The sequence below is a fragment of the Kitasatospora sp. NPDC059812 genome, assembly GCF_042732075.1.
Lineage (GTDB): Bacteria > Actinomycetota > Actinomycetes > Streptomycetales > Streptomycetaceae > Kitasatospora.
The window spans coordinates 51726-54978 of the sequence record NZ_JBHWIO010000062.1 but is presented as its reverse complement, the minus strand read 5'-3'; the positions used below and the strand labels follow the sequence as shown (position 1 = coordinate 54978).

The 3253-nt window shown below is 73.7% G+C and carries 3 protein-coding genes; 2 read left to right on the top strand and 1 reads right to left on the bottom strand.

The window, feature by feature from the left end:
* Positions 1–156: 156 nt before the first annotated feature.
* Complete coding sequence (locus tag ACFV6D_RS26960; RefSeq protein ID WP_380561374.1) at positions 157–912, bottom strand: class I SAM-dependent methyltransferase; 756 nt, start codon at positions 910–912, stop codon at positions 157–159.
* 204 nt (positions 913–1116) lie between these two features.
* Here ACFV6D_RS26960 and ACFV6D_RS26955 point away from each other — a divergent pair, with 204 nt between their 5' ends.
* On the top strand, positions 1117–2655 hold the full coding sequence (locus ACFV6D_RS26955) for an MFS transporter (RefSeq protein WP_380561373.1): 1539 nt from the start codon (positions 1117–1119) through the stop codon (positions 2653–2655).
* A gap of 81 nt (positions 2656–2736) precedes the next feature.
* Positions 2737–3126 (top strand): SCO5389 family protein, encoded by a 390-nt coding sequence (locus ACFV6D_RS26950; protein ID WP_380381038.1) that lies wholly within the window; start codon positions 2737–2739, stop codon positions 3124–3126.
* The last annotated feature ends 127 nt before the right edge of the window (positions 3127–3253 follow it).

Here is a 3253-nt window from a genome sequence, read left to right as displayed (position 1 = left end):
TGCGGCGCCCCCGCGCGGGCTCGACCCCCCGCCCCCCCCCCCCGGCGCCGGGCCGCCGCCGGGGCGGGGGGGCCCCCCCGCCGCTGTTCGACGTCACAGCCGGTGTCCTGACCGCCCGGATCACCGGCGCGCGAGTCGGTGTCCCAGCCGCCCGGATCACCGGCGCGCGAGATGGACGGTGAGGTCGGCCGCGACCTCGACCGTCTCGGGCAGCACCCGCGCGATCGCGTCGAAGGCCTCCCGCCGCCTCGGCGGCGGCAGTTGGAGGTACGCCGAGACGGTCGACAGGTGACCGAGGTAGTACGGGGCGCTCACCAGCAGGCGCCGCCGGATGACGGACTGCCGGACGTCACGGAACAGCCGGGACCGTTCCAACTCCGTGCCCGGCCACTGCAGTTCTTCCTCGGGAGCGGTCCCGTCCGGGGACGGGACGTCGTCGCTCTCCAGGAACGGCGCCCGGGCCGCCCGCACGACCTCCTCGACGGCCGGGTCGGCCAGCTGGAACGGCCCGCCGAGGTTGGCGAACACGCCCTCCGGCTCCAGCAGTTCGGCCACCCGCGACCACCGGCCCTCCGGGCGCGTCCAGTGCAGGGCCGCCGCCGCGTAGACCAGGTCGTACGTCCCGCCCGGCCGCAGGTCCTCGAACGCGGCCCGGACGGTCCGCACGTTCGGGGGCGCCGTCCTGCGCAGTTCGGCGAGCATGGCCGCGTCGGGCTCCGTCGCCGTGACGTCGACCCCGCGCCCGGCGAACAGCCGGGTCGCCTTGCCGGTGCCCGCACCGATCTCCAGGGCGGTCCGCACCGGCCGGCCCGCGTACGCCGCCACCGTGTCGAAGAGTTCGTCGGGGTACCCCGGCCGGAAACGTTCGTAGGCTTCGGCGATCGCGCCGAAGCTCAGTGCACGAGCAGACATGCCGAGCATCCTGACACGACCGCGGCGGGCCGTGCCCCGGGTTCTCCGCCGCCGCACCGCGCCCGGAGGAGTGGTGTGGGTCCGGAATCAGCCGGTTGTCGGTAATGAACGATTGTGTTCCCTATACCTCGGGGATACTGCCGGTGTCAGTGGACGGACCCGCCCCTCACCGTCGTTCGCTCCCGAGCCATTGGGGGACCTGCCATGGTCACCTCGCGCGCCCTGGCCCCGGCGCCGCCCGCACCCGCACGACGCGGCCAGCACCCGGGGACAGCTCTCACCGTCATCGCGGCCACCCAGCTCATGGTGGTCCTCGACGTCACGATCGTGAACATCGCCCTGCCGCACATCCAGCAGGCGCTGAGGTTCAACACCACCGACCTGTCCTGGGTCGTCAACGCCTACACCCTCACCTTCGGCGGGCTCCTGCTGCTGGGCGGGCGGATGGGCGACATCCTCGGGCGCCGGCGCGTGTTCGTCGCCGGGGTCCTGATCTTCAGCCTCGCCTCACTGCTCGGCGGCGTCGCGCAGTCCTCCGGCTGGCTGCTGGCCGCGCGCGCACTCCAGGGCCTGGGCGCGGCGATCGCCTCGCCGACCGCGCTCGCCCTGATCGCGACCAACTTCCCGGAGGGCCCGGCCCGCAACCGCGCCTTCGGCGTGTACTCGGCCGTCGCGGGGGCGGGCGGCGCCATCGGCCTGCTCGCCGGCGGGATATTGACCTCCTGGCTGTCCTGGCGGTGGGTGCTGTTCGTCAACGTGCCGATCGGCATCGCGATCGCGCTGCTGGCGCCGCTCTACATCAACGAGTCCGAACGGCACCCCGGACGTTTCGACCTGACCGGCGCGTTCGCCGCCACGGCGGGCATGGTCTCGCTGGTCTTCGGCTTCATCCGGGCCTCCGACCACGGCTGGACCGACCCCGTGACGCTCACCTCGTTCAGCCTCGCCGCGCTGCTGCTGGCGGCCTTCCTGTTCCACGAACGGCGGGCGCCGCAGCCGATCACCCCGCTGCACCTGTTCCGCGACCGCAACCGCTCCGGCGCCTACGGGCTGCTGCTCTGCGTGGCCGCGACCATGTTCAGCATCTTCTTCTTCATGACCCTGTTCGTGCAGGACGTCCTCGGGTTCAGCCCGCTGCGGGCCGGCCTCGCCTTCCTGCCGATCAGCGCCGCGAGCGTCGTCGCCGCCCAGTTCGCCGCCCGCAACCAGCTGCGGTACGGGCGCAGGCCGTTCCTGGTGGTGGGCTCGCTGCTGGTGGCGGGCGGGGCGTTCTGGTCCACCCGGCTCGACGCCCACAGCGGCTACCTGACCGGGGTCCTCGGCCCGACCCTGCTGTTCGGCCTCGGGATGGGCTCGATCTTCGTCCCGGCCACGCTGACGGTGGTCTCCCGGGTCGCCCCGCACGAGACCGGCGCGGCCACCGGCATGCTCAACACCACCCAGCAGGTGGGCGGCTCGCTGGGGCTGTCGATCCTGGTCACGGTCTACGGCGCGGCCGGCCGCACCGAGGCCGGCCGGCAGGTCGGCGCGTTCCTGTGGCAGGCCACCCCGCAGCAGGCGGCCCGGTTCCGGGCCACCGGAAAGCTGCCGGCGCCGTACTCCTCCGAGGTGCTGGCGCACGGCATCTCCAGGGCGTTCGACATGGGCCTGGCCTTCGCCGTGCTCGCGGCGCTGATCGCCCTGTTCGTCATCAGGGCCGACCGGGAGGCGCCGCCCGTCAGCCCTTCGGGGGACGGCACTTGACAGGGCGTCCGGACATCGCCGACAGTCCATCTTGCAATGGTTTTCATCTTCGATAACCAGACTCCGCGAAAGAGGACACCCATGTCGCTCGACGTCTCCCCCGCCCTCCTCGCCCAGGCCGAGCACGGCCGGGTCAACCAGGCCGACTTCCTCGACACCGTGCGCGCCTCCCTCCCCTACGCCTACCAGGTCGTCGCCGGGCTCAGCACCGAACTCGGCGCCACCGAGGACGAGTTCACCACCGACAACACCACGCCCACCGACGAGGAGCGCGCCCAGCTGCTGCGCGCGCTCGCCAGCAACGCCATCCGCGGCAGCCTGGAGGACCACTTCGGCGTCAAGCTCGCCTTCGTCAACTGCCACCGCGTCGGCGCCTTCCGCCCCGGCACCGAGGACGGCGACGCCTACCGCGAGTTCACCTCGCTGCACAACCAGATCCGCAACCAGAGCCCGGAGCTGCGCAGCTGCTGACCCACCCGGACGCGGGGCGGGGCCCCCCCCCCGGCCCGGGCGCCCCCCCCCCCCCCGGCGGGGGGGTGGGCGGGGGGGGGGGGGCCCCGGGGGGCGCCCGGGCCCCAGCCCCCCCGGCCCGGAGGGG